Origin of the sequence: Rubrivirga halophila (genome assembly GCF_046845755.1) — a bacterium.
Taxonomy (GTDB): domain Bacteria; phylum Bacteroidota; class Rhodothermia; order Rhodothermales; family Rubricoccaceae; genus Rubrivirga.
In genome coordinates this window covers 4,102,048-4,123,581 of sequence record NZ_CP177357.1, presented here as the reverse complement: position 1 = coordinate 4,123,581, position 21,534 = coordinate 4,102,048, and the positions used below count along the sequence as shown (strand labels likewise).

Sequence of the window (21,534 nt, the reverse complement as noted above, 5' to 3'; positions counted from 1 at the left end):
TGCGCCCGGCTGGCGCGCTCCACCCCTCCCCTCCCCGCCCGCCCCCATGGCCCACGGCCCCCGCTTCGTCGCGCTCGTCGACGCTGCCCGCGCCCAGATCGCCGAGACCGACGCCGAGTCGGTCCGCCAGCGGATGGCGGCGGGCGCCCCGTTCACGCTCGTCGACGTCCGCGAGCAGGCCGAGTGGGACCGCGGCCACCTGCCGGGCGCCGTCCACCTCGCGCGCGGGATCCTAGAGCGCGACGCCGAAGAGGCCCTCCCCGACCTCGGCGCGCCGATCGTGCTGTACTGCGGCGGCGGCTACCGCTCGGCACTCGCAGCCCAGTCGCTGTGCGCGATGGGCTACACGGCCGTCGAGTCGATGGACGGCGGCTGGCGGGCGTGGACCGGCGCGGGCTTCCCCACCGAGACCGACTGACATGCAGCTCGTCCCCTCGAAGAACGTGCTCGGCGGCGACCTGGTCGCGTGCAGCCGGGCCCCGATGACGGGGTTCTACCGCGACGGCTGCTGCGAGACCGGGCCGGACGACCACGGCACGCACGTCGTCTGCGCCGTGATGACGGCCGACTTCCTGGCGTTCTCGCGCGCTCGCGGCAACGACCTGTCGACGCCGCGCCCCGAGTTCAGCTTTCCCGGCCTGCGCCCCGGCGACCGGTGGTGCCTGTGCCTGAGCCGGTGGGCGGAGGCCCTGGCGGCGGGCGTCGCGCCGGACGTGGTGTTGGCGGCGACGCACGAGAAGGCGCTGGCGGTCGTGGGGCTGGACGCGCTCCGCGAGCACGCGGTGGATGCGTAGAGGGATGGAGGGGAGGGCAGGAAGCTCCGCTGGCAACGGTGCTACAGGCTGGCGCCTCGCCCTGGTCTTGTCATCCTGAGCGGAGGGCGCAGCCCGGAGTCGAACGCGAAGCGTCGGCGGAGCCGAGGATCTCTGATGCGATGGGGTCCCGGCTCATAGACGAGAGCGGCGGACAGAGCGTCGCGCTCGCCAGAGATCCTTCGACTCCGTCGCTGCCCGACTCCGCTCAGGATGACGTCTGGGGGCGCTGGCGCGGCCTCACACCATCGGGACGAGCCCCGCCAGCAGGAGCGTCGTCGCAAACGCCACCAGCCCCACGAGCGCGAGCAGGGGCGTCCACGTCTTGAGCGTCTCCACCTCGCCGAGCCCGCCCATCGTGGCGAAGATCCAGAACCCGCTGTCGTTCATCCACGAGCCCACGAGCGACCCGCTGGCGATGGCCGTGGCGAGGTAGACCGCGTGGAACGGGAGGTCTACGCCCGCGACGGCGCCGGAGACGAGCCCGACCGTCGTGATCATAGCGACCGTCGACGAGCCCTGTGCCGTCTTGATGAGACTCGCGGTGCCGAACGCGAGCGCGAGGAGTGAGACCCCGCCCGCCCCGTCGCCCACAAGCCCGGCGACGACCTCGCCGACGCCCGCCGCGCGCAGCATCGCCCCGAACGCGCCGCCCGCCGCCGTGATCAGGATGATGACGCCGGCCGCCATCAGCGCCGCCTCGACCGACGCCGCGAGCGCCCGGCGGTCCGTCCCCCGCTGGCGGACCTGGACGGCGAGCGCGGCCACGGCCGCCAGCCCCAGCGCCAGGTTGGGGTTGCCGAGTGCCGCCAGCACGGGGAGGCTCTGGTCGAGCGCCGTCGCGACGGTCGCCGCGCCGATCAGCGCGACGGGCAGCACGACCGGCAGCAGCGCGAGCCCCAGCGATGGCAGCGCGACGGCCTCGCCGGGCGGCGGCTCCGACGCCGGCGCCTCAGGCTGCGGCCCCGCGGGCGGGATCTGCGGCATCCGGCGCTCGGCCCAGCCCGCGAACAGCAGGACGGCGGCCGTGCACGGGACGGCGATCACCAGCCCCACGCCCATCATCGTCCCGAGGTCGACGCCCAGTTCGGCGGCCGTCACGAGCGGGCCCGGCGTCGGCGGGACGAGCGTGTGCGAGATCGCCGCGCCGCCCGCGACGGCGAGGAGCAGCTTGAGGTACCCGCGCCCCGAGGCCCGCGCCGCCGACCGCGCAAGCGGGATGAGCAGGTAAAAGACCGTATCGAAGAAGACCGGGATCGCGAGCACGGCGCCGCTCGCGGCGAGCGCGGGCGCGGCCCGCTCGGGGTGGTCGTCCCCGGTAAAGGCGCGGACGACCCGGTCGGCGGCGCCGCTGGTGGTCATCGCCGAGCCGATCACGGCGGCGAACGCGATGACGATGCCGATCGACGCGGCCGTCGCCCCGAACGCCTCGGCGACGCGCGCGACGGCTGGGCCCGTCAGGCCGTCCGCCAGCAGGCTCACCGCAAGCGCCGCCGCCAGCAGCGCCAGGAACGCGTGCACGCGCCCGACGACGATCAGCCCCAGGACCGTCGCCATCCCGACGGCCAGGATCACGACCGGGCTCACTCGCCAAACCCGACGCCCCGGGCGGTCACGCGGAGGCGGAGCAGGCGGTCGTGCGAGGTCAGGTAGAGCGCGTGCCCGTCGTCGCCGAACGTGACGTTCGCCGTCGCCCGCTCGGTCTGGATCGTGCCCCAGTGCGTGCCGTCGGGCGCCAGCAGCAGCACGCCGCCGGGCCCGGTCGCGAAGAGCGTCCCGTCGTCGGCCATCGCCATCCCGTCGGGCAGGCCGGGATTCGCCTCGCCCACCATCGATGTCGCGTCGAAGAGGAGGCGGCCCTCGCCGAGCGACCCGTCCGGAGCGACCGGGTACGCGCGCCAGATCGCCTGGGCCGGGTCCGAGTTGGCGACGTACAGCGTCCGCTCGTTGGGCGACAGGATCACGCCATTCGGCCACGTGAGGTCGTCGATCACGAGCGCGACGGTGCCGTCGGGGTCGATGCGGTAGACGCCGTTGTGCGGCTGCTCCTTGTCGGGCGAGGCATCCCGCCCCGCCAGCCCGTACGGCGGGTCGGTGACGAAGAGGGCGCCGGACGAATGCAGCGCGAGGTCGTTGGGGCTGTTGAACCGGCGGCCGTCGTAGCGGTCGGCGACCGTCTCGCGGACCCACGAGCCGGGGATCAGCCGGGTGACGGCGCGCGAGCCGTGGTCGGCGAGCAGGAGCCGTCCCTCGGCATCGAGGATCAGCCCATTGCTGCCGACGCTGGCGTCCTGCCCCGGCGCCAGCGCCAGCCCGGACGGGCGCAGAAAGACGCTCAGCCCGTCGGCGTCGGACCACCGCCAGACCGTGTTGCCGGGCACGTCGCTAAACAGGAGGTCGCCCTCGGCGGGCCGCCACACGGGGCCCTCGGACCAGACGAACCCCTCCGCCAGCACCTCGGCCTCGGCGCCGTCGGGCACGCGCTCGCGGAAGGCGTCGGAGGGCTGCGAGAGGGCAGAGGTCGCCAGCAGGCCGGCGAGGAGGACGAGGCGACGCATGGGGACACCGGAAGACGAGTCCGAAGGATAGCCCGCCGCGCGCGTCTGTTAAACGACGGGTTGAGGCGTCGATACCGTCCGCATGGTCCCCACCCGCCCCGACCTCCTCTTCGGCGGCCTGTTCGTCGCCGCCGGGCTCGCGCTCGTCGCCCTCGGCGCGGGCGTCGTCCCCGTCGACCCGGCCTCGGTCCACGCGCCGGGCTGGGTGCTGGCGCTGTGCGGCGCCGTGTTTGGGATGGGCGGGCTGGCGGCGCTCGCGCATCGGTGGCCGGCCGTGCAGTCGGCCGCCGTCGGGGTCATCTGGCTGGCGTTCGGCGTGATCGGCGGGTGGGTGGCGCTGTTCGGCAGCGCCGAGCAGTTCTCGGGCGGTGCGGGGGTGCTCCCGCGTGCGCTCGACGTGCTGCTGGCGCGCGGGCTGTTCGGGCTCGGCGCCGTGCTGTGCCTCGCCGTGTTCATCGGCGGCACCGTTCGGCTCGTCCGCCGCGCGCGGTCGCCCGCAGCCCCGGCGGCCGGGGCCTAGATCGTCGCGCCGATAAGGGCGAACGCGACAATCGCGACGCCGCCCGCAAGGAGGGCGTACGGCAGCTGGGTGCGGACGTGCGAGATGTGGTCGGTCGCCGCCGCCAGCGACGAGACGATCGTCGTGTCCGAGATCGGCGAGGCGTGGTCGCCGAAGATGCCGCCCGCGAGCGAGGCGGCCAGAAACGGCGCGAGGGGGAGGCCGAGCGCCGCCGCGGCCGGCACGGCGATCGGGATCATGATGGCGAACGTGCCCCACGAGGTCCCGGTCGAGAACGCGACGAAGGCGCCGGTCAGGAAGACGAGGGGCAAGAGTAGGATCGGCCCGACGCCCGCCTCGGCCACGCCGGACGCCACGTAGACGCCCGCGCCGAGCTCGCGCGTGACGGCGCCGAGCGCGAGTGCCAACAGCAGCACGAACGCCATGCCCAGCATCCCACCGGCGCCCTTGAGCCCGGTCGTCGTGAGTTGCTCGACGGTCATCCCGCGCTGCGCCAGCATCAGCACCCAGGCCACAAGCAAGCCGCTGAGCACCGCCCACAGCACGCTCGTCGAGCCCGAGCCGTCGAGCAGGTCGCCGTCGCCGGTGATCCACAGGGCGACGGGCATCATCACGACCATCGTGCCGAGCGGGAGCAGCATGTTGAGCACGCGCGCCGGGATGGTGCCGATCGGCTCCGGCACGAGCGCCGTCTCGTCGACGTCGGGCGCGGCGCCCGGCGCGAACCGCTCGCCGCGCTCGGCCCGCTCCTCGGCCTTCTTCATCGGCCCGAACCGCCAGCCGGTGACGGCCACAAAGCCCGCGAGGGCGACGGCCGCAAGCGCGTACGCGTTGTACGGGATCGACGACACGAACAGCCGGAGCGGGTCCTCGACGCCCTGCTCGCCCAACAAGCTCAGCACGTACGCGCCCCAGGCGTTGAGCGGGATGAGCACGCAGACCGCCGCGCTCGTCGAGTCGATGAGGTACGCCAGCATCTCGCGGCTGCGCTTCTGGCGGTCGAACAGCGGGCGCGACACGGCGCCGGCCACGAGCACGGTGATGTTGGACTCGATAAAGATGACCACGCCAACGAGGAACGCCAGCAGCCGCGCGCCCCTCGGCGTCGACGCCCAGCCGCGCTTTTCCAACGTCTCGACGAACCCCTTGACCCCGCCGCCCGCCTCGACCGTCGCGATCAGCGCGCCGATGACGAGCGTGAACAGCAGCACGCGCGTGTTGCCGGCGTCGGAGAACACGCCGACGGCCCCGTCGATGGCACCCCCGAGGCCCGCCAGCGGGTTGCCCCCGGCCAGGATCGTGAACCCGAGCCAGACGCCAGCGCCGAGCGAGAGGTACACCTGGCGCGTGCCGATGGCCAAGCCGATGGCCAGGATCGGCGGGAGGAGGCTGGTCCAGGTCGGGTCCATCGGGCAGGCGTGTGGGGAGCCCCGATGGTACTCACGGCCGGCCGTGACCTCCGGTGTCGGCGGACGACGCATGAGAGACCGCCCCCTCCGTTCCTGCCATGCCCCGTCCCGGATCCCCGATCTCCCGCCGCGACAGCCTCAAGCGGGCCGCCGGCGCGCTCGCGCTCGGCCTCGGCACGCCCGTCGCCGTGCTCGCCACCGAGGCCGACGGCTTCCAGCTCGCGTTCTACAGCCGTGACGAGCCCGAGCCGTTCCACACCGTCCCGATCTCCGAGAGCGTCGCCGCGCGACTCCGCGACGCCGAACCCGCGGCCGTCTTCAAGTTCGAGCGGGTCCAGGGCTCGACCACGCGAACGCTCGGGACAGCCCAGCTCAAGGTCTAGCGCAGATGACCGGCCCGACCCTCCGGTCAGTCGCGCGCGGCCGGTCCGACGCCTTCGCCTACACCTGCCACGGGTGTGCCCGGTGCTGCCACCACAAGGGCATCCGGGTCGGCCCGTACGAGGCTGCCCGGCTCGCGGCGGTGCTCGGAACGACCACGACGGCCGTGCTCGCGCGCGACGTGGACCCGGCGTCGGGCACGCTCCGCCAGCGCGACGACGGGGCCTGCGTTTACCTCGCCGAGGGCCGGTGCACGGTCCACGCCGGGCGGCCGCTGGCGTGCCGGCTCTACCCGCTCGGCTGGGTCGGCACCGTCGAGGACGCCGAGGTGTTCGTCGAGTTGGCGCCCCTGCCCGAGTCGGCCGGGCAGTACGGCGGCGTGGGGACGGTCGCGGCGTACCTCGACCACCAGGGGACGGCCCCCTACGAGCGCCGCGCCGCCGACTACGCGGCCGTCGCCCGGCGCGTCGCGGCGGCCCTCGCCATCGACGGCCCCGACCCCGGCCCCCCGCCCCCGTTCGACGACATCGATGCGGCCCTCGGCGACACCGTGCTTGGCGACGTGGAGGCCCGCACGGACCGCCACCTCGCGCTTCTCCACCGGTGGCTCGACGCGGCCGGCGCACCGCTGGGCTAGCGCGCCGCGGGCGCCGGCGGATCGGAGGTGGGCCGGGGCCGCCTCGGCTTGGGGCTACTGGGCCGGGGCCTCGCGCCACGTCGCGTCGAGCACCCACCGGCGCACGGAGCGGACGCCGTTCTCCGAGACGATCACGGTCGCGGTGGCGCCCGACACGGCGATCACGTGGCGCCCCTCGTTCGCGAGCCGTCCGTCGAGGTCGTCGGGTTGCTCAGGGATGCGGCGCAACGGCGCCCCGGTCTCCCCATCGACAAACGCGAGCGTGGTCCCGTCGGAGACCACCACCCACCCGTTCGAGAAGGCGACGACCTGCTCGCGCGGGCCCGCCGCGACCGCGAGGATGCCGGACCCGTCGAGGCCGTCGACGACGCGGTGCTGTCCGCCGGCGGTGAACGCCAGGTCGATGCGGCGCTGGTAGAACTGTGGCACCGCGCCCGAGCCCTCGCGCCAGCCGGTCTCCACCGTCCAGGCCGTCTGGGGAGGGGCGTCTCCGCCGTTGAGCGTGACCCCGTGGAGCCGGCCGGTGAGGGGATCGAGGAGGAAGGCCCTCCCGGTCGCCGACGTGACCCCGATGGGCAGCATCGACTCGAAGCCGGAGACGACCACCGGGTCGGGGCCGGTGGCCACCCCTTGGCGGATCCAGGCTGTGAGGTGCCGCCCTCCCGCAACCTCCGACGAGGCCATCAGCACCGACGGCTGCGCCGGCGCGGCGACGAGTCCAGCGGCGCCGGGCGTATCGATGAGGACGGGGCCGTCGGGCATTCGATACCCCGCAGGCTGAATGACGCGTTCCAGGAAGTACGCGGCGTACCCGACTTCCCCGGGCGGCGCCCCGGATGCGTAGACGAAGACCCCCTCGTCCCCAATCGCCCCGTACCGCGCGATGGTCGCGAGCACGGTGTCGTACCCGTCGTAGCGACGGACCACGGCCCCGGTGCGGACGTCCACCTTCCAGACCGTGGTGTCGGGTGGGGATGGTTGGTACGCATAGTCCCCGTCGTGGGCGAGGTACGCCGGCCCCGGCCCCGGGAGCGGGCGGCCCGAGCGCCGCGCGTCGGCGGGGTACTCCACGCGGACGGCCTCGCTCCCCTCCCGCGCCCCGTCGCGGACGGCCACCACCTGGAACTGGCGCGGCTCGACATCCACCAGCCCCTCCACTCGGTACGACAGGTAGCCAAGCCCGACGGTCGCCAGCACCTCGGGGTAGAGGGCCGGGCACGCGGCGGTGCAGCCGGTCCGGATCTCGAACCCGTCGACGGGCGCCTCCGGGGCGCGCCAGCGGAGCGTGACGGTCGTGGGCGTGGCGCTGGCGACGCCCAACGACGTGGGGGCCCCGAGGGCCGGCGCCGGCTCGACCGCCGCGTCGCAGCCGATGAGCAGGAGGCCGAGCACGAGGGCACGCATGCTCGCGGATCCGGTCGGAATCACACCGAAACATAGAGGTGCACCCGGCGACACGATGCCAGGGCCCTCGTTTCTCCCCGCCCTCGGTACGTCGGGACTACTCGGCGACGGCGCCCCAGCGGCCATCGAACGGGACGCGCGTGACCGTGCCGCCGTCGACGTTCGCGAACACGACGACCGCGTCGGCCGTCACGCGGGCGCCGACGAAGCCGGACCGCGCGCCCTCGATCACCCGCACCACCTCGCCCGTCGCACGCGAGGTCACGAAGAGGTCGGGGCTGGCGCCGGACACGATCGTGACCACGTGGCCGGGGCCGATCCCGGCGGGCCGCCCGACCCCGTTCGGGTTCGCGGGGATGACGGCGCCGACCGCCCCGGAGACCGCGTCGATGGGGACGAGCGTGCGGGGAGAGCGGAACGCGAGCACGGTCGCCGTGGCCCCGTCGACCTCGGCCCGGCCCGCGACGCCGTCGACCGTCCACGCCGTCGCGTCGGTGGTGAGATCGACCGCCTCGATCCGGCTGTCGAGGATCCGGTTGACGAGGACGAGGTCGCCGACGACGCCGAGCAGCACGTCCTGGGGCCGCAGTCGGCGCCCCGTCGAAGCGCCGCGCAGCGTGCCGCCGCTGTCGAGGTCCCACAGCGCAAGCTCGATCCCGCCGTCGGCGGCGAAGGTCCCGGCCGCCCGCCGCCCGTCGGCCGACACAACCACGCTCTCGGGCTCGCCGGGCGGCGCCGCCAGCGTCCCGGTCGCCACCACGGTCGAGCGGTGCACGACGGCGTACGGGCGCGCGAAGGTGCCCGTCTCGGCGAACGCCGCCGCCGGGAGCACGAGCGCCCGGTCGGCGCCGATGGGCCCGACGACCTCGCCGTACCCCCCGATCGTCGATCGGGCCCCGCTGGCGAGGTCGTGGACGATGACCTCGCCCCCTTCATCCGTCGTCCCGTAGGCGACCGACCCGTCGGCGGAGATCACGCCCCGGTCGCCGGCGCCCCCCGCGACCACGGCGCCGCCGGAGTACGACGCGACGGGGCTCACGCCGATCGCGCTCCGCCCGCCCAGCTCGCCGCGCGTGGCGACGGCAAACCGGCGGTCGGCCGTCCCGGTGAGGCCGGTGACCTCGAACGAGGTCGTCGCGGGCCCGACCTCCCCGAGCCGCACCTGCCCGCACGGCCCGGCGAACGGGTCGCACGAGCGAATCACCTCGAACACCACGAACCCCTCGCCGTCGCCCGGATCGGTCCAGCGGAGGACGAGCGAGGTCGGGGTCGCAGGCTCGATCTGGATCGACGCGGGCGGGTCGACGAGGCGCTCGCCGGGGAGCTGGGGGTCGCTCGGGTTGTTGAAGACGGGGAGGTCGGCGGAGTCGCACGCGGCCAGGGCCAGGAGCGCCAGCGCGGCGACACGGAGCGGAACGGGCATCGGGCTACAAGGTGAGGCGGGCGACGAGCCCGGCGCCCTCAGGCGAGACGCGCCAGCCGGCGGTCCGGCGGCCGACCTCCAGCGTGGGCCGTCGGGAGTGGATGACGTAGGCGTCGGCGGCGGACACGAGGTGGACGCCCAGGGCCACGAGGAAGGCGGCGGTCCGGGCCGAGCGGGCGCCCTCCGCCTCGTCGTAGAGCGCGAGCGCCTGGCGCCGCGCGGCCGCGATGGCGCCCTCGCCCGTGGCGACGGCGTAGATGGCGACGGCCCGGTCGAGGTCGGTGTCGATCCGGCGCACCCGCTGGTCGACGGCGGCGGTTAGCACCAGCGCCCCCACGACGCCGCCCGCGTAGAGGAGCCCGGGGACCGTCCGGCCGTCGCGGATCTGGACGATGCCGGGGATCGCGAGCCCGATCCGCGTCGCGCCCGCGTCGCGCCCCGCTTGCGTGTACGTCAGCACTGTCGTGCCGCCGGCCACGACGACGCCGCGGGCCTCGGCGTCGTGCGCCCCGGGCACCCGGACGCGGACCGTCACGGCGCCGACCGGCGCGCTCGCGGCCGAGCCCCCGATCGGCTCGCCGTCGACCAGCACCTCGGCGCCGTCCGGCACGCCGTCCACGACGACCTCGCCGCGCAAGCGGACCATCTCGAGGCGGACCGCGAGGGTGTCGCCGTGCGCGCCGTCGACCGTCACGCGGGCCGGCTCGAACTGCGGCCGCGTGCCCTCGATGACGTACCGCCCCGGCTCCAACAAGACCTCCGTCGGGACGGCCCCGATCGAGAGCCCGTTGACGCGAGCCACGACGCCGCCGACCGAGGCCTCGACGCGGAGGAGGACCTGGGCGGAGGGCGCGAGGGCCCCGCCGACGGCAAGCAAGAGGGTGCCCAGGCGGAGCAGGCGTCCGGGACAGACGGGCGCACGAGTCATCGTGTTCTTGTAGGGTCCGATGCGCGCGAGAATACTCCGCGCGCGCCGGCATGGCTCGCTTTCCAGCACGCGCGCGGGGGGCTCGGCACGCGCGACACCGCCCGAGCCTGAAGCGTGTGTGAGTCCCGCGCCCGGCGCGAACCCCGCGCGCGCGGCGGGGTGGAACGGGCCGCACCCCACGACAGCCATGGCCGAAGTCTCCACCTCCACCGTCCGCCTCCAGGTCGCCGGCGCCCAGAACCCCGACGTGGGCAAGGGCGTGGCGCGGCTGAGCCAGGAAGCGCTCGCCGAGCTCGGGCTGGCGCCCGGCGGCGTCGTCCAGCTCGACGGCACCAGCACGACGGCCGCCATCGCGCTCCCCCCGTACTCCGCCGACGCCGGCCTGGGCATCATCCGGCTCGACGGCCTGCTCCGCGCGAACGCGGGCGTCGGGATGGGCGACCACGTCGAGGTGTCGGCCGCGCGCGTGCAGCCCGCCGCCAAGGTGACGCTGGCGCCGGCCCAGCCGGGCGTGCGGCTCCAGGGGCGCGGCCAAGCGCTGTTGCGGACGTTGCTCGGTCGGCCGCTCGTCTCCGGCGACACCGTCTCGACGTCCGTGTATCGCAGCCAGCCCGGGCCGCAAGACGGCGTACCCGGGCTGCCGCCCGAGATCGCGCAGCGCCTGTTCGGCCAGCAGCGCGCGTTCGGCTTGCAGGAGATCCGGCTGATCGTGACGAAGACCTCACCGAAGGGGATCGTCCAGGTCACGGAGCAGACCGAGATCGAGCTGCTACCCGAGTACCAGGAGCCGCGCTCGGGCGAGGGGCCGGTCGGCATCACCTACGACGACATCGGCGGGCTCGGCGACACGGTCGACCAGGTCCGCGAGATGATCGAGCTGCCGCTCAAGCACCCCGAGCTGTTCGCCCGGCTCGGCATCGACCCGCCCAAGGGCGTGCTCCTCTACGGCCCGCCCGGGACCGGCAAGACGCTGCTCGCGCGGGCGGTCGCGAACGAGACGAACGCCCACTTCTCCGTGATCAACGGGCCCGAGATCATGGGCCGGTACTATGGCGAGTCCGAGGAGCGCTTGCGGGCCGTCTTCGAGGAGGCCGCCGACAACGCGCCGGCCATCATCTTTATCGACGAGCTCGACTCGATCGCCCCGGCGCGCGACGAGACCGGCGAGGCCGAGCGCCGCGTCGTCGCCCAGCTCCTGACGCTCCTCGACGGGCTCGAAGGGCGCGGGAACGTGGTCGTGATCGGGGCCACGAACCGGCCCGACGCCATCGACGAGGCGCTCCGCCGGCCGGGCCGGTTCGACCGCGAGATCGTGATCGGCGTGCCGGACACGGCCGGCCGCCGCCAGATCCTGGACATCCACACGCGCGGCATGCCCCTCGCCGAGGACGTGGACCTGGTCGAGCTCGCGCGGACGACGTACGGGTTCGTCGGGGCCGACCTGGGGGCGCTCGCGCGCGAGGCCGCCATCTCGGCGCTGCGCCGTCTGCTGCCCAACATCGACCTCGACGAGGACGAGATCCCGGCCGAGATTCTGGACGAGCTCGTCGTCCGCAGCGGCGACTTCGACGACGCCATCCGGCGCGTCCAGCCGTCGGCGCTGCGCGAGATCCAGATCCAGGTCCCGACCGTCGGCTGGGGCGACATCGGCGGGCTGGAGGAGACCAAGCGCCAGCTCCAGGAGGGCATCGAGTTGCCCATGAAGCACCCCGAGGCGTTCCGCCGGCTCGGCATCCGGCAGGCGCGCGGCTTCCTGCTCTTCGGCCCGCCCGGGAACGGCAAGACGCTGCTGGCGAAGGCCGTCGCGCGCGAGGCCGAGGCCAACTTTATCGCGACGAAGTCGAGCGACCTCCTGTCGAAGTGGGTCGGCGAGTCCGAGAAGCAGGTCTCGAAGCTGTTCAAGCGCGCCCGCCAGGTGTCGCCGACGGTCATCTTCATCGACGAGATCGACGCGCTCGCACCCTCGCGCGGCGGCGGCACGAACGACTCGAACGTGACCGAGCGCGTGGTCAACACGCTCCTCGCGGAGATGGACGGGCTCGAGGAGCTCAACGGCGTGATCGTGATCGGCGCGACGAACCGGCCGACGCTGCTCGACCCGGCGCTCTTGCGGCCGGGCCGCTTCGACGAGATCGTCTACGTGCCCGTGCCCGACGCCGAGGGCCGCCGCCGCATCCTGGAGATCCAGACAGCCGAGATGCCGCTCGGCGACGACGTCGATCTCGACGCGCTCGCGGAGCGGACGGAGCGGTACTCCGGCGCCGACCTCGAAAACCTGGTCCGGAAGGCCGGTCTCGTCGCGCTCCGCGCCGATCTGGAAACGGAGACCGTGACGGCCGCCAACTTCGACGAGGCCCTGGCCGACACGCGCCCGAGCGTGACGGCGGAGGTCGAGCGCGAGTACGAGCGGATGCGCCAGCAGCTCAAGCAGGAGGACCCGCGCGGCACGCGGCGCATCGGGTTCGACCTCAGCCCCGCCGAGGGCGACGGGGCGGGCTGACCGGATCGGTGCCGACGGCCCCGCTTGCGGTCACACCGGGCGCTGGGCACGGTGCGCGCCCGGTCGTACGTTCGGGCGTCATGCGCCGCCCATCGTCCCTGCTCCTGCTGCTCGCCCTCGTCGGCGGCCTGGCCGCCTCGGCGGTGCACCACGCGGAGCACGCGGCGGAGTGGGCGGAGGGCCGCGAACACCAAGCGGCGCACCACGGCACCGACGGCGCGCACGCGCCGTGTGCCGACGGGGACGTCCACGCGCTCGACTGCGCGGTCTGCGCCAGCCACCACGCGGCGCCGGCGCTCGCCGACGCCCCGACGCTCGCGCTCGCCGACACAGACCGGCCGCCCGGTCCGGACGCCGCCGTCCGCGGCGTCGCGGCCGACGCCGCATCGGCCAGAGGACCGCCCGCTGTCGCCTAGGTCCGCGCTCGCGGACGGTCTCGCCCGGCGGTCTCCGCCGGCTCTGGTATCCGGCCGCGCGTCTGCGGCCCAGCGACAGCTCCCATGGTCTTCCGTCTCTTGACGGTCGCGCTCGCCTTGGTTGGCGGCGCGGCCTCCGCCCAATCCCTCGTCGGCCGCGTGGTCGACGCCGAATCCGGCGCCCCGCTCGCGGGCGCCGCCATCCAAGTCCCCGCCCTCGACCGAGGCGCGGCCACCGGTGCCGACGGCACCTTCGAACTCCTCGGCCTCCCGCGCGGCGACGTGCGCGTCGTCGTCTCCTTTCTCGGCTACCTCAGCCAGACCCAGACGGTCGCCGTCGGCGCGGGCCCGGCGCGGCTCGACGTGGCGCTGGCGCCGTCGATCGTCGAGTCGCCAGACGTGACGGTGACGGCGCGGGCGCGGGCCTCCGACGTGCTCTCGGTCCCCCAGTCCGTCGCCGTGGTCGACCGGGCCGAGCTCGACCGGGCCGGCGGGGCGACGCCGTTCGAGGCGCTCGACGAGCTCGCGGGCGTCCGCCTGCTGGCGACCGGGCCGGGCATCGCCAAGCCGGTCGTCCGTGGCCTCACCTCGCAGCGCGTGCTCGTCGTCAACGACGGCGTGCGGCAGGAGGGGCAGGGCTGGGGCGACGAGCACGGGCCCGAGATCGGCGCGGCCGACGTGGACCGGATCGAGGTCGTCCGCGGTCCGCTGAGTTTGCTCTACGGGTCCGATGCGCTCGGCGGCGTGGTGCAAACGGCGCCCGCAAGCCTGCTCGCGCGGGAAGAGGGCTCGTGGGGCGCGGCGTCGGTCGCCGGGGCGACGGCGGCGCAGCAGGGCGAGGGCACGGTCGCGCTCGGCGTCCGGTCCGGCCATCTCGGCGCCGAGGTCCGCGCGGGGGCGCTCGACGCCGCCGCGCTGCGCACGCCCGACGGGCTGATCCCGAACACGGCGCTGGAGACGCGGACCGTCTCGGGCCGGGTCGGCGCCCGCGTCGGCCAGGGCACGGTCGAGGCGGGTGCGAGCACGTTCCAGCAGACGATCGGTCTGTTCGAGGCCGAGGACGCGGCGGCGCTCCCGGCGACACTCGCCGACCGCGCCGCCATCGACAAGCCGCGCCAGACGGTCGCCCACGACCGCGCGACGGTGCGGCTCGACCAGCGGCTCGGCCCGGACCGGCTCGAGGCCATCGTCGCGCTCCAGCAGAACCGACGCCGCGAGTTCGAGGACGAAGAGGACCTGGGCCCCGACGACCCCGCCCTCTTCCTGCGCCTGACCACGGCGACGGCCGACGCGCGCTTGCACCACCGCCCGATCGGGCGCGTGTTCGGGACGGTCGGCGTCAGCGGCCTGTGGCAGCGGAACGAGACGCTCGCCGAGGAGGCGCTCATCCCCGGCGGGACGACGCTCAACGGCGCCGTCTACGTCGCCGAGCAGCTCGTCGCCGGGCCCGTCACGGTCGACGCCGGCGCCCGGCTCGACCTACGCCAGCTCGACGTGGAGGCGAACGACGACCTGGGCGTCGAGGCGCAGACGCGGTCGTACACGGCCCTGACCGGGGCCGTCGGCGCGGCCTGGGAGGTCGGCGGCGGGCTGTCCGTCGCGGCGAACCTCGGCCGCGCGTTCCGGGCGCCGATCCTCCAAGAGCTGTTCGGGAACGGCGTCCACGAGGGGACGCTCCGGTTCGAGCGCGGGACGGCGACGCTCGCGCCCGAGACGAGCGTGGCGCTCGACGGCGTCGTCCGCTACCTCTCGCCCCACGTCTACGCCGAGGCCGGCGCGTTCGTCAACGCCGTCGACGCCTACATCACGCCGCAGGCGACCGGCGAGGTCGACCCCGAGAGCGGGTTCCAGATCTTCGACTTCGTCCAGACCGACGCGCGGCTGGCGGGCGTCGAGGCGCGGGTCGACGTGCACCCGCACGCGCTGCACGGGCTCGGCCTCCACCTCGCCGGCGACTGGACGCGCGGGACCGAGCGGGCCAGCGGCGACCCGTTGCCGTTCGTCCCCCCGGCCCGGCTCGACGTGGCCGTCGAGTATCAGGTCGAGCGGCTCGGCGCCTTCCGCGATCTCGAAGCACGCGTCGGCCCGACGCTCGTCGCGGCCCAGGACCGGCCCGAGCTGGCGGACGAGATCCCGACGGACGCGTACGCCGTGTGGTCGGCCTCCGTCTCCGCGTCGCTGGCGGTCGGCGGGGCTGTGCTGACGCCAACGCTGGCGGTCGAGAACATCGGCGACGCGCGCTACATCGACCCGCTGAGCCGGTACCGCCCGTTCGGCGTCCCGGCGTCCGGGCGGAGCGTGCGGCTGGCGGTCCGCGCGGCGTTCTAGGGCGCGCGGTTTCACCGTCGCTCCGCTTGGCCCCCCTGGGGCCGCCCGGTACCTTGCGGGTGCCCCTATAGCTCAGTTGGTTAGAGCAGCGGACTCTTAATCCGCGTGTCGAAGGTTCGAATCCTTCTGGGGGCACCCTCCCCAAAGGCCTTGGCGGTGTCGCCAGGGCCTTTTTTGTGTGCTGGTGACGTGGGGATGTCGGCCTCTCTGGGTTAGAGTCCGGGGCGCCCCGGCGATCCAGATGTCAGCCCGCTCGAGAACGAAACGCTGCAGCCGGTGCGAGCGGGTCCTGTCGCCGCTGGTGCCTTCAGCAAGAACCGTCGCCGCCGCGACGGCCTCCAGACCTACTGTCGGCTCTGCATGACGGAGGTCCGCCGGGACTGGTATCTCCGGCGAGGGGCGAGCCAGCGGACGCGCAACCAGGGCTACCTCGAACGCAACGCACAGCACCTGTGGAGATATCTCCTCTCGCACCCCTGTGTCGACTGTGGCGAGGCGGATCCCATCGTGCTCGAGTTTGACCACGTCCGCGGCGAAAAGGTAGGAGCGCTCTCGAACATGGCCACCCGCCAGTTCAGCGTGGCGAAGCTGAACGCTGAGATCGCCAAGTGCGAGGTCCGCTGCGCGAACTGCCACAAGCGGAAGACGGCGCGCGAGCAGGGCTGGCACGCATGGCGCGTCTGACCGAGGTTCGAATCCTGGTGGGGGCACCCCGCAACGGCCTGCGCTCGCGAGCGTGGGCGTTTTCGCGTTCAGGGGTGGGCCGCGCGAAATGGTCACGGAACTGTGGGGAGGGGCGGCCGGGTTCACGGGGGGAAACCACTCCCCTCTCGACATGAACGACTCCCTCTCCGGCACGACCGTGCTGATGATCCTGACCTCTCACGACGACCTCGGCGACACCGGCAAAAAGACCGGGTTCTGGCTCGAGGAGTTCGCCGCGCCCTACTACGTCTTCCGAGACGCCGGCGCCACGATCACACTGGCCTCGCCGAAGGGCGGCCAGCCGCCGCTCGACCCGTCGAGCGACACCGAGGACAACCAGACCGACGACACGCGCCGGTTCTACGCCGACGACGACGCGCAGGCCGCACTCGCCGACACGACCCCGCTCGACCAGATCGACGTCGGCGACTTCGACGCCGTCTTTTACCCCGGCGGCCACGGCCCGCTGTGGGACCTGGCCGAGGACAAGACCTCGATCGCCCTCATCGAGACCGCCATCGCGAACGGCACGCCGGTCGCGGCGGTCTGCCACGCGCCGGCCGTGCTTCGCCACGTCACCGGCGCCGACGGCAAGCCGCTCGTCGCGGGCAAGCAGGTGACCGGGTTCACCAACACCGAGGAGGAGGCCGTCCAGCTCACCGACGTGGTCCCGTTCCTGATCGAGGACATGCTGAAGGAGAAGGGCGGCGTCTACTCCAAGACCGACGATTGGGGCGTCCACGTCGTCACCGACGGGCTGCTGATTACCGGCCAGAACCCGGCGTCGTCGGGCCCGGCGGCCGAGGCCCTGCTGAAGGCGCTGGCGACCACGCCGGCCTAGCGCCACGGCTCGGCACCGCCAGACCGCGCCCCGCCCTGCTTTGGGCGGGGCGTTTTTTGTGGAGGCCGCCGGACCCGGATCGGTCGCGGCGCGTCGGCGTTTCCGGGCCATGCGCATCCTCTTGCTCCTCCTCGCCCTCGCCGCGTCTGGCTGCGACGTCTCCGGCCGCGTCGAGGCCGAGATCGTGTCGGCCCTCCCCAAGGCCCTGGGCCCCGCCGACCACTACGACGCGACCGTCGACGGCCTCCAGCTGTCGGCGCGGACCGCCGAGCGCGTGACGATCACCGGCGACCGCGTGGCCCGTGAGGACGCCCCCGTCGTCGACCGACTCGACGTCACGCTGTGGGGCGTCGCCTTCGACCAGAAAACGCGCGTGCTGACGCGCGTCGACAGCGCGCGCGCGACGGCGCGGCTGCTCCCGGCCGACCTCGCGACGTACCTCGGCACCCAGCGCGGGATCTCGCGCGCGGCCGTGACACTGGCGGCGCCGGACCGCGCGACGGTCCGCGTCGAGGGCGCCATCGAAGGCTTCCGGCTCCCCGTCGGCGCCGAGATCCGGGGGCAGTTGGTGGCCGCCGACGGCGCGGTCCGGCTCGACGTCGAGTCCGTGCGGGCCGCTGGGATTGGGCTCGGCGGGAGCCTCGCGCGAGCCGTGGGCGACCGCATCAACCCCGTGGCCGACCTGCGCGACGAGGACCTCGCGCTGACGGTGACGGACGTCCGCGTCGAGCGCGGCGCGGTCGTGGTAGAAGCGACGGGCGACCTCCAGGGTGTCCGGCTGCGCCGCTAGCGACTCGGCCGAAGAGATGGCGGACGGTCCCGTTCGAGCCCTCGCGTCCCGCGTAGGACACGCCGGAAGCGACCACGCGGACCCTGACGACAGGCGGCGAAGGCGCTACCCGGCGCTGCTCACCCAGGCTGTCCACCACAGGTCGCGGAGCATGGCGGCCCCGGCCGTCAGCCGGTCCACGGCGAAGGCGCGGTGGGCAGCGCCGGTCGTCTCAGGGCCGAACGACTCGGCCTCGTCGAGGTCGTAGAGCCGCTCGACGAGGGAGTGGGTGTCGGCGATGTAGTCCCAGACGGCGGGGCGCAGCGGGCCCAGCTCGCGCGCCGGCGCCGTGAGCGCCGCCTCCACGTCGCCGAGGGCGATGTGTGTCTCGACGAACGCGCTCTCGAAGCGGGAGTGGAAGCCGCGCTCGAGGGTCGCGTAGCGGCCGTCGTCGCCCGCCCAGCCGTTGTAGTGGATCGTCGTGTGGTGCGGGTTCGCGCCGTCGGCCACGTAGTGCCCCAGGATGCCCGCGTCGTTGACGATGCGCGCCTCGATCCACGCCCGGTCGTCGTCGGTCTCAGCCGCGCGCCACAGCCGGAAGCCGATGCGGATCCGCTGCGTGAGCTCCAGAATCTGGTACGGCAACAGCCCCACCTTCGCCGACCGCTCGCCGCCGCGGACCACTAGGGAGTCGGCAAACGCCAGCCGGTCGATGGCGTCGAGGGCGCCCTCGGGGACCAGTTCGAGGTCGATGTAGTGCTCGGCCGCGCCCGCGTTGCCGAGCGCCCGGTCGAGGTCGCCCTCGGTGCGCGAGCGCCAGCGGTCGGGCTCGGGGTTGAGGTAGCTGAGTTGCGCGGCGGCCTGGCGGAAAAAGGCCGGCATCGAATCGGGCAGCGCGTCGGCGGCGGCGCGACCGATGAGGCGGTGGCCGTGCTCCCCCCACTGCGCGGGCGGGCCGCTGGCGGGGGCCGAGGCGGTGAGCGTGAGGGCGGCGAGGGCGAGGAGGACGCGAGTCACGAGGGCAACGGGTACGGGTCCGAAGAGTACCGCCGTCCTCCGCCCTCTCGTCACTCTCCGCGGGCGGCGATGCCGCGCAGGATGTGCCACACGGTCAGCGCCGCCAGCACGGCCGAGCGGCCGTCGGGGTCATGCGTGGGGTTGAGCTCGACGACGTCGAACGAGCGGACGTGGGGCGACCGCCCGCACGCGTGGGCCGCCCGCAGCCACACCGGCACCGGCAGCCCGCCGACGCCTGGCGCGCTCACGCCCGCGGCCCCGTCGACGGCGTCGAGGTCGAACGTCGCGAGCGTCGGCCCGTCGAGCCCGGCGACAATCGAGTCCACACGGGCCGCGTCGAGACTGTCGGCCCACACCACCTCGGTCGGCACATCCGCGTGCGCGGCGGCGACGCGCCATGGGAGCAGCCCGACGACGGTGTAGCCCCGGCACCGGCCGGAGTCATGGTCGAGCATCTGTCGGAACGGGGAGCCCGAGTGCGCGCGCCCGTCGCGGAGCGGGCGCACGTCCGCATGCGCGTCCCAGTTGAGCGCGTACACGTCCGCCCCGGCCGCGACGTGGCCGAGGAAATGGCCGAACGCGGTCTCGTGACCGCCGCCCAGAATGATCGGGAGCACACCGCGCGCCAGCAGGTCGCCGACGTGCTCCCCGAGTCGGACTTGGTCGGCGGCGAGGTCGCCGGACACCGGCACGTCGCCGATATCTGCCATGTTTTCCAGCATTCTCGCAAACGCCTCGTGCTCCCGGGCGTCGGGCGTCATCCGAAACAGCGCCTCGCGGATGGCCGCCGGACCGCCCGCCGCGCCGGGCCGACCACCGTTGCGGCGCACGCCCTCGTCGGATGGGAAGCCAACCAGTGCCACGCGCGTGCTCCCGACCAGCGGGGCGTCGCGGAGCCAGTCGCCGAGTCGGGGGTCGGCCATCACGCGGAGAGCTTGGCGCGGGCGTCGCCGCGCTGCCACGCGGTCTCGCCGCCGATGACGGTCCAGAGCGCGGGCTCGGCCCGCCACGACGAGAGCCAGCCGTCGACGGTCGGCGCGTCGAACACGACGAAGTCGGCCGGAGCACCGGGGATGAGCGAGCCGGTGCCGTCGGTGAGGCGGAGCGCACGGGCCGCCTCGGCGGTCGCCCCACGGAGCGCTTCCTCGGGCGTCATCCGCTGGAGCGTGCACGCGAGCCACAGCGCGAGCCCGAGGCTGGCGGACGGCGCCGAGCCCGGGTTGAAGTCGGTCGCGACGGCCACGCGGGCGCCCGCGTCGAGCAGGCGGCGGGCGGGCAGCGGCTCTTGGCCGAGCACGAGCGTCGCGATCGGCAGGCTGACGGCGACCGTGTCGGACGCCGCGAGCGCGCGGATGCCGTCGTCGGAGATGCACTCGAGGTGATCGGCCGACGCGGCGTCCACCTCGGCCCCGAGCGCCGCGCCGCCGGTGTCAGAGAGCTGGTCGGCGTGGAGCTTGGCGCCGAGCCCGTGCGCGTGCGCCGCCTCGAAGATCTGGCGGGCCTCGTCCGCCGTGAACGCGCCCTCTTCCACGAACACGTCGACAAACGCCGCCAGCCCCTCGGCCGCAGCGGCGGGGATCATCTCGTCGGTAATCAGCCGGACGTAGCCCGCGCGGTCGTCGGCGAACTCGGGCGGCACGACGTGCGCCGCGAGCAGCGTCGACACCATCCGCTGACGCCCGTGCGCGGCCAGCATCGCGTGGACGCGGAGCACGCGGAGCTCGTCGTGGAGCGTCAGCCCGTAGCCCGTCTTGGCCTCGACCGTCGTGACGCCCTGCCGGAGCATCGCCGCCAGCCGGGCGCCCGCTGCGTGCGCCAGTCCGGCGTCGCTCGCGGCGCGCGTGGCGCGGACGGTCTTCAGGATGCCCCCGCCGCGCCGGGCGACTTCGAGGTACGGCGTTCCCTTGATCCGCTCCACGAACTCGTCGGCCCGGTCGCCCGCGTGGACCACGTGCGTGTGGCAATCGACGAGGCCGGGCACGACGAGCCGCCCGCCGGCCGACTGGCGCTCGGCGCCCTCGAAGCGGGCCGGCAGGTCGGCCTGGGGCCCAGCCCAGACGATCCGGCCATCGTCGAAGGCCAGCGCGGCGTGATCGACGAGGCCGGCGTCGCGGCCGTCGGGCGGGCAGGTCGCCAGCTGGCGGATGTCGGTGAGAACGGTCATCGGCAAGTGGGGGGCTCGTCGGGATCGGTGGCGAGGTGGACCATGTCGCGGACGCCGGTGACGGTGATCTCGCGCGCGTAAGCGCCGAGGTGGCCGTGCGCGCCCTCGGGGCTGAGCGTGCCCTCAACCGTTGCCTCGACGTAGAGCCTCCCGCCACGCCCGCTCTCGCTCCGGTGCTCGTCGGAGAGGACGCGGAGCGCCTCGCCGAAAGCCTCGTTCGGCGTGAGCCACCATGTCTCGTCGGGGCGGTCGCAGGGGGTAAAGGCCGAGACCTCGAACGACGTGGTGTAGACGCCCCGGACGACCTCGCGGCCGGGCGTCGCCCGCTCGACGACGCGGAAGACGTGGTCGGCGCCCGTGCACGGCGTCACGGTGCCCTCACCGGCCTCGCCGCGCACCTCGACGCGGTCGCCGGGCGCCACGGCGTCGAGGTCCTCGATGGTCGCCGCGCAGAGGTTCTGGCGCGCGGGAATGTGGACGACGACGTCAGCGCCCCCGCCGTCAGGGGCGACCGTGACGAGCGCGTTCCCGTCGTAGGCCATCGGCGAGAGGTCCACGGCGACGACGCGGCCCGTCAGCGTGCCGTCGGCGGCGGGCGGGGCGTCGCCGGTGCCGGCGCACGCGGCGAGGAGCAGGGAGAGGAGGAGGAGGCGCATGGAAGGCTGGGGTGGGAGCGGAGCAGAACGGCCGAGGCCGCCGGACCGGCATCCCGATTTTCCACA

The 21,534-nt window shown here is 74.2% G+C and carries 21 protein-coding genes and 1 tRNA gene; 12 read left to right on the top strand and 10 right to left on the bottom strand.

The annotated features are described in order from the left end of the window. The first annotated feature begins 46 nt into the window (after positions 1–46). Together ACLIRP_RS18025 and ACLIRP_RS18020 are read left to right on the top strand one after the other, a co-directional pair. On the top strand, positions 47–418 hold the full coding sequence (locus ACLIRP_RS18025) for a rhodanese-like domain-containing protein (RefSeq protein ID WP_412061858.1): 372 nt from the start codon (positions 47–49) through the stop codon (positions 416–418). A 1-nt stretch (position 419) separates the two neighbouring features. Then, positions 420–794, top strand: coding sequence for a DUF2237 family protein (locus ACLIRP_RS18020; RefSeq protein WP_412061857.1), 375 nt, complete (start codon positions 420–422; stop codon positions 792–794). 258 nt (positions 795–1,052) lie between these two features. Here ACLIRP_RS18020 and ACLIRP_RS18015 read toward each other — a convergent pair whose 3' ends face one another. Continuing rightward, positions 1,053–2,399, bottom strand: a complete 1,347-nt coding sequence (locus ACLIRP_RS18015; RefSeq protein WP_412061856.1) for a GntP family permease — start codon at positions 2,397–2,399, stop codon at positions 1,053–1,055. Next, positions 2,396–3,370: an SMP-30/gluconolactonase/LRE family protein gene (locus tag ACLIRP_RS18010; protein WP_412061855.1), complete on the bottom strand. Its 975-nt coding sequence runs from the start codon at positions 3,368–3,370 to the stop codon at positions 2,396–2,398. Before ACLIRP_RS18010 ends, ACLIRP_RS18015 begins: the two co-directional genes overlap by 4 nt. Positions 3,371–3,452: 82 nt before the next feature. Between ACLIRP_RS18010 and ACLIRP_RS18005 the strand changes: the two genes are divergently transcribed. Continuing rightward, a complete protein-coding gene (locus ACLIRP_RS18005; protein WP_412061854.1) occupies positions 3,453–3,890 on the top strand; it encodes a hypothetical protein in 438 nt (145 codons plus the stop codon). Here the strand turns inward: ACLIRP_RS18005 and ACLIRP_RS18000 are convergent. After that, the gene (locus tag ACLIRP_RS18000; protein ID WP_412061853.1) at positions 3,887–5,299 is read right to left on the bottom strand and encodes a Na+/H+ antiporter NhaC family protein; all 1,413 of its coding nucleotides are present in this window, start codon (positions 5,297–5,299) and stop codon (positions 3,887–3,889) included. The two genes, ACLIRP_RS18005 and ACLIRP_RS18000, sit on opposite strands and share 4 nt — an antisense overlap. Before the next feature lie 98 nt (positions 5,300–5,397). Between ACLIRP_RS18000 and ACLIRP_RS17995 the strand changes: the two genes are divergently transcribed. Further along, the gene (locus ACLIRP_RS17995; RefSeq protein ID WP_412061852.1) at positions 5,398–5,682 is read left to right on the top strand and encodes a hypothetical protein; all 285 of its coding nucleotides are present in this window, start codon (positions 5,398–5,400) and stop codon (positions 5,680–5,682) included. Between the two features lie 5 nt (positions 5,683–5,687). Continuing rightward, positions 5,688–6,317, top strand: coding sequence for a YkgJ family cysteine cluster protein (locus ACLIRP_RS17990; RefSeq protein ID WP_412061851.1), 630 nt, complete (start codon positions 5,688–5,690; stop codon positions 6,315–6,317). Positions 6,318–6,371: 54 nt separating this feature from the next. Here ACLIRP_RS17990 and ACLIRP_RS17985 read toward each other — a convergent pair whose 3' ends face one another. The 3 genes from ACLIRP_RS17985 to ACLIRP_RS17975 all read right to left on the bottom strand — a co-directional run bounded on the left by ACLIRP_RS17985 (position 6,372) and on the right by ACLIRP_RS17975 (position 10,072). Continuing rightward, positions 6,372–7,721 (bottom strand): hypothetical protein, encoded by a 1,350-nt coding sequence (locus ACLIRP_RS17985; protein WP_412061850.1) that lies wholly within the window; start codon positions 7,719–7,721, stop codon positions 6,372–6,374. Positions 7,722–7,818: 97 nt separating this feature from the next. Then, positions 7,819–9,144 (bottom strand): fibronectin type III domain-containing protein, encoded by a 1,326-nt coding sequence (locus tag ACLIRP_RS17980; protein WP_412061849.1) that lies wholly within the window; start codon positions 9,142–9,144, stop codon positions 7,819–7,821. Positions 9,145–9,148: 4 nt separating this feature from the next. Further along, entirely contained in the window at positions 9,149–10,072 is a 924-nt protein-coding gene (locus ACLIRP_RS17975; protein ID WP_412061848.1) for a hypothetical protein, read from the bottom strand. 187 nt (positions 10,073–10,259) lie between these two features. On the opposite strand from ACLIRP_RS17975, the gene ACLIRP_RS17970 reads away from it, so the two are divergent. The 7 genes from ACLIRP_RS17970 to ACLIRP_RS17940 all read left to right on the top strand — a co-directional run bounded on the left by ACLIRP_RS17970 (position 10,260) and on the right by ACLIRP_RS17940 (position 17,652). Next, positions 10,260–12,572, top strand: coding sequence for a CDC48 family AAA ATPase (locus ACLIRP_RS17970; protein ID WP_412061847.1), 2,313 nt, complete (start codon positions 10,260–10,262; stop codon positions 12,570–12,572). 80 nt (positions 12,573–12,652) lie between these two features. Beyond that, complete coding sequence (locus tag ACLIRP_RS17965) at positions 12,653–12,988, top strand: hypothetical protein (protein ID WP_412061846.1); 336 nt, start codon at positions 12,653–12,655, stop codon at positions 12,986–12,988. An 84-nt stretch (positions 12,989–13,072) separates the two neighbouring features. Continuing rightward, positions 13,073–15,316 (top strand): TonB-dependent receptor, encoded by a 2,244-nt coding sequence (locus ACLIRP_RS17960; protein ID WP_412061845.1) that lies wholly within the window; start codon positions 13,073–13,075, stop codon positions 15,314–15,316. A 61-nt stretch (positions 15,317–15,377) separates the two neighbouring features. Further along, positions 15,378–15,451: transfer RNA gene (locus ACLIRP_RS17955), tRNA-Lys, on the top strand. A gap of 225 nt (positions 15,452–15,676) precedes the next feature. After that, positions 15,677–16,000: a hypothetical protein gene (locus ACLIRP_RS17950; protein WP_412061844.1), complete on the top strand. Its 324-nt coding sequence runs from the start codon at positions 15,677–15,679 to the stop codon at positions 15,998–16,000. Between the two features lie 151 nt (positions 16,001–16,151). Beyond that, a complete protein-coding gene (locus ACLIRP_RS17945; protein ID WP_412061843.1) occupies positions 16,152–16,862 on the top strand; it encodes a type 1 glutamine amidotransferase domain-containing protein in 711 nt (236 codons plus the stop codon). 109 nt (positions 16,863–16,971) lie between these two features. Beyond that, complete coding sequence (locus ACLIRP_RS17940) at positions 16,972–17,652, top strand: DUF2993 domain-containing protein (protein WP_412061842.1); 681 nt, start codon at positions 16,972–16,974, stop codon at positions 17,650–17,652. 105 nt (positions 17,653–17,757) lie between these two features. On the opposite strand, the gene ACLIRP_RS17935 is transcribed toward ACLIRP_RS17940, so the two are convergent. Genes ACLIRP_RS17935 through ACLIRP_RS17920 form a run of 4 tightly spaced genes read right to left on the bottom strand, consistent with a single transcriptional unit; the run spans position 17,758 to position 21,468 of the window. Then, the gene (locus tag ACLIRP_RS17935; RefSeq protein ID WP_412061841.1) at positions 17,758–18,648 is read right to left on the bottom strand and encodes a nuclease; all 891 of its coding nucleotides are present in this window, start codon (positions 18,646–18,648) and stop codon (positions 17,758–17,760) included. Between the two features lie 50 nt (positions 18,649–18,698). Beyond that, entirely contained in the window at positions 18,699–19,571 is an 873-nt protein-coding gene (locus tag ACLIRP_RS17930; protein WP_412061840.1) for a formimidoylglutamase, read from the bottom strand. Then, entirely contained in the window at positions 19,571–20,812 is a 1,242-nt protein-coding gene (gene hutI, locus ACLIRP_RS17925) for an imidazolonepropionase (RefSeq protein WP_412061839.1), read from the bottom strand. Before hutI ends, ACLIRP_RS17930 begins: the two co-directional genes overlap by 1 nt. After that, positions 20,809–21,468 carry a hypothetical protein gene (locus ACLIRP_RS17920; protein WP_412061838.1) on the bottom strand — a complete coding sequence of 220 codons (660 nt, stop codon included), beginning with the start codon at positions 21,466–21,468 and terminating at the stop codon, positions 20,809–20,811. The genes hutI and ACLIRP_RS17920 overlap by 4 nt, the downstream gene beginning before the upstream one ends. Positions 21,469–21,534: the final 66 nt, after the last annotated feature.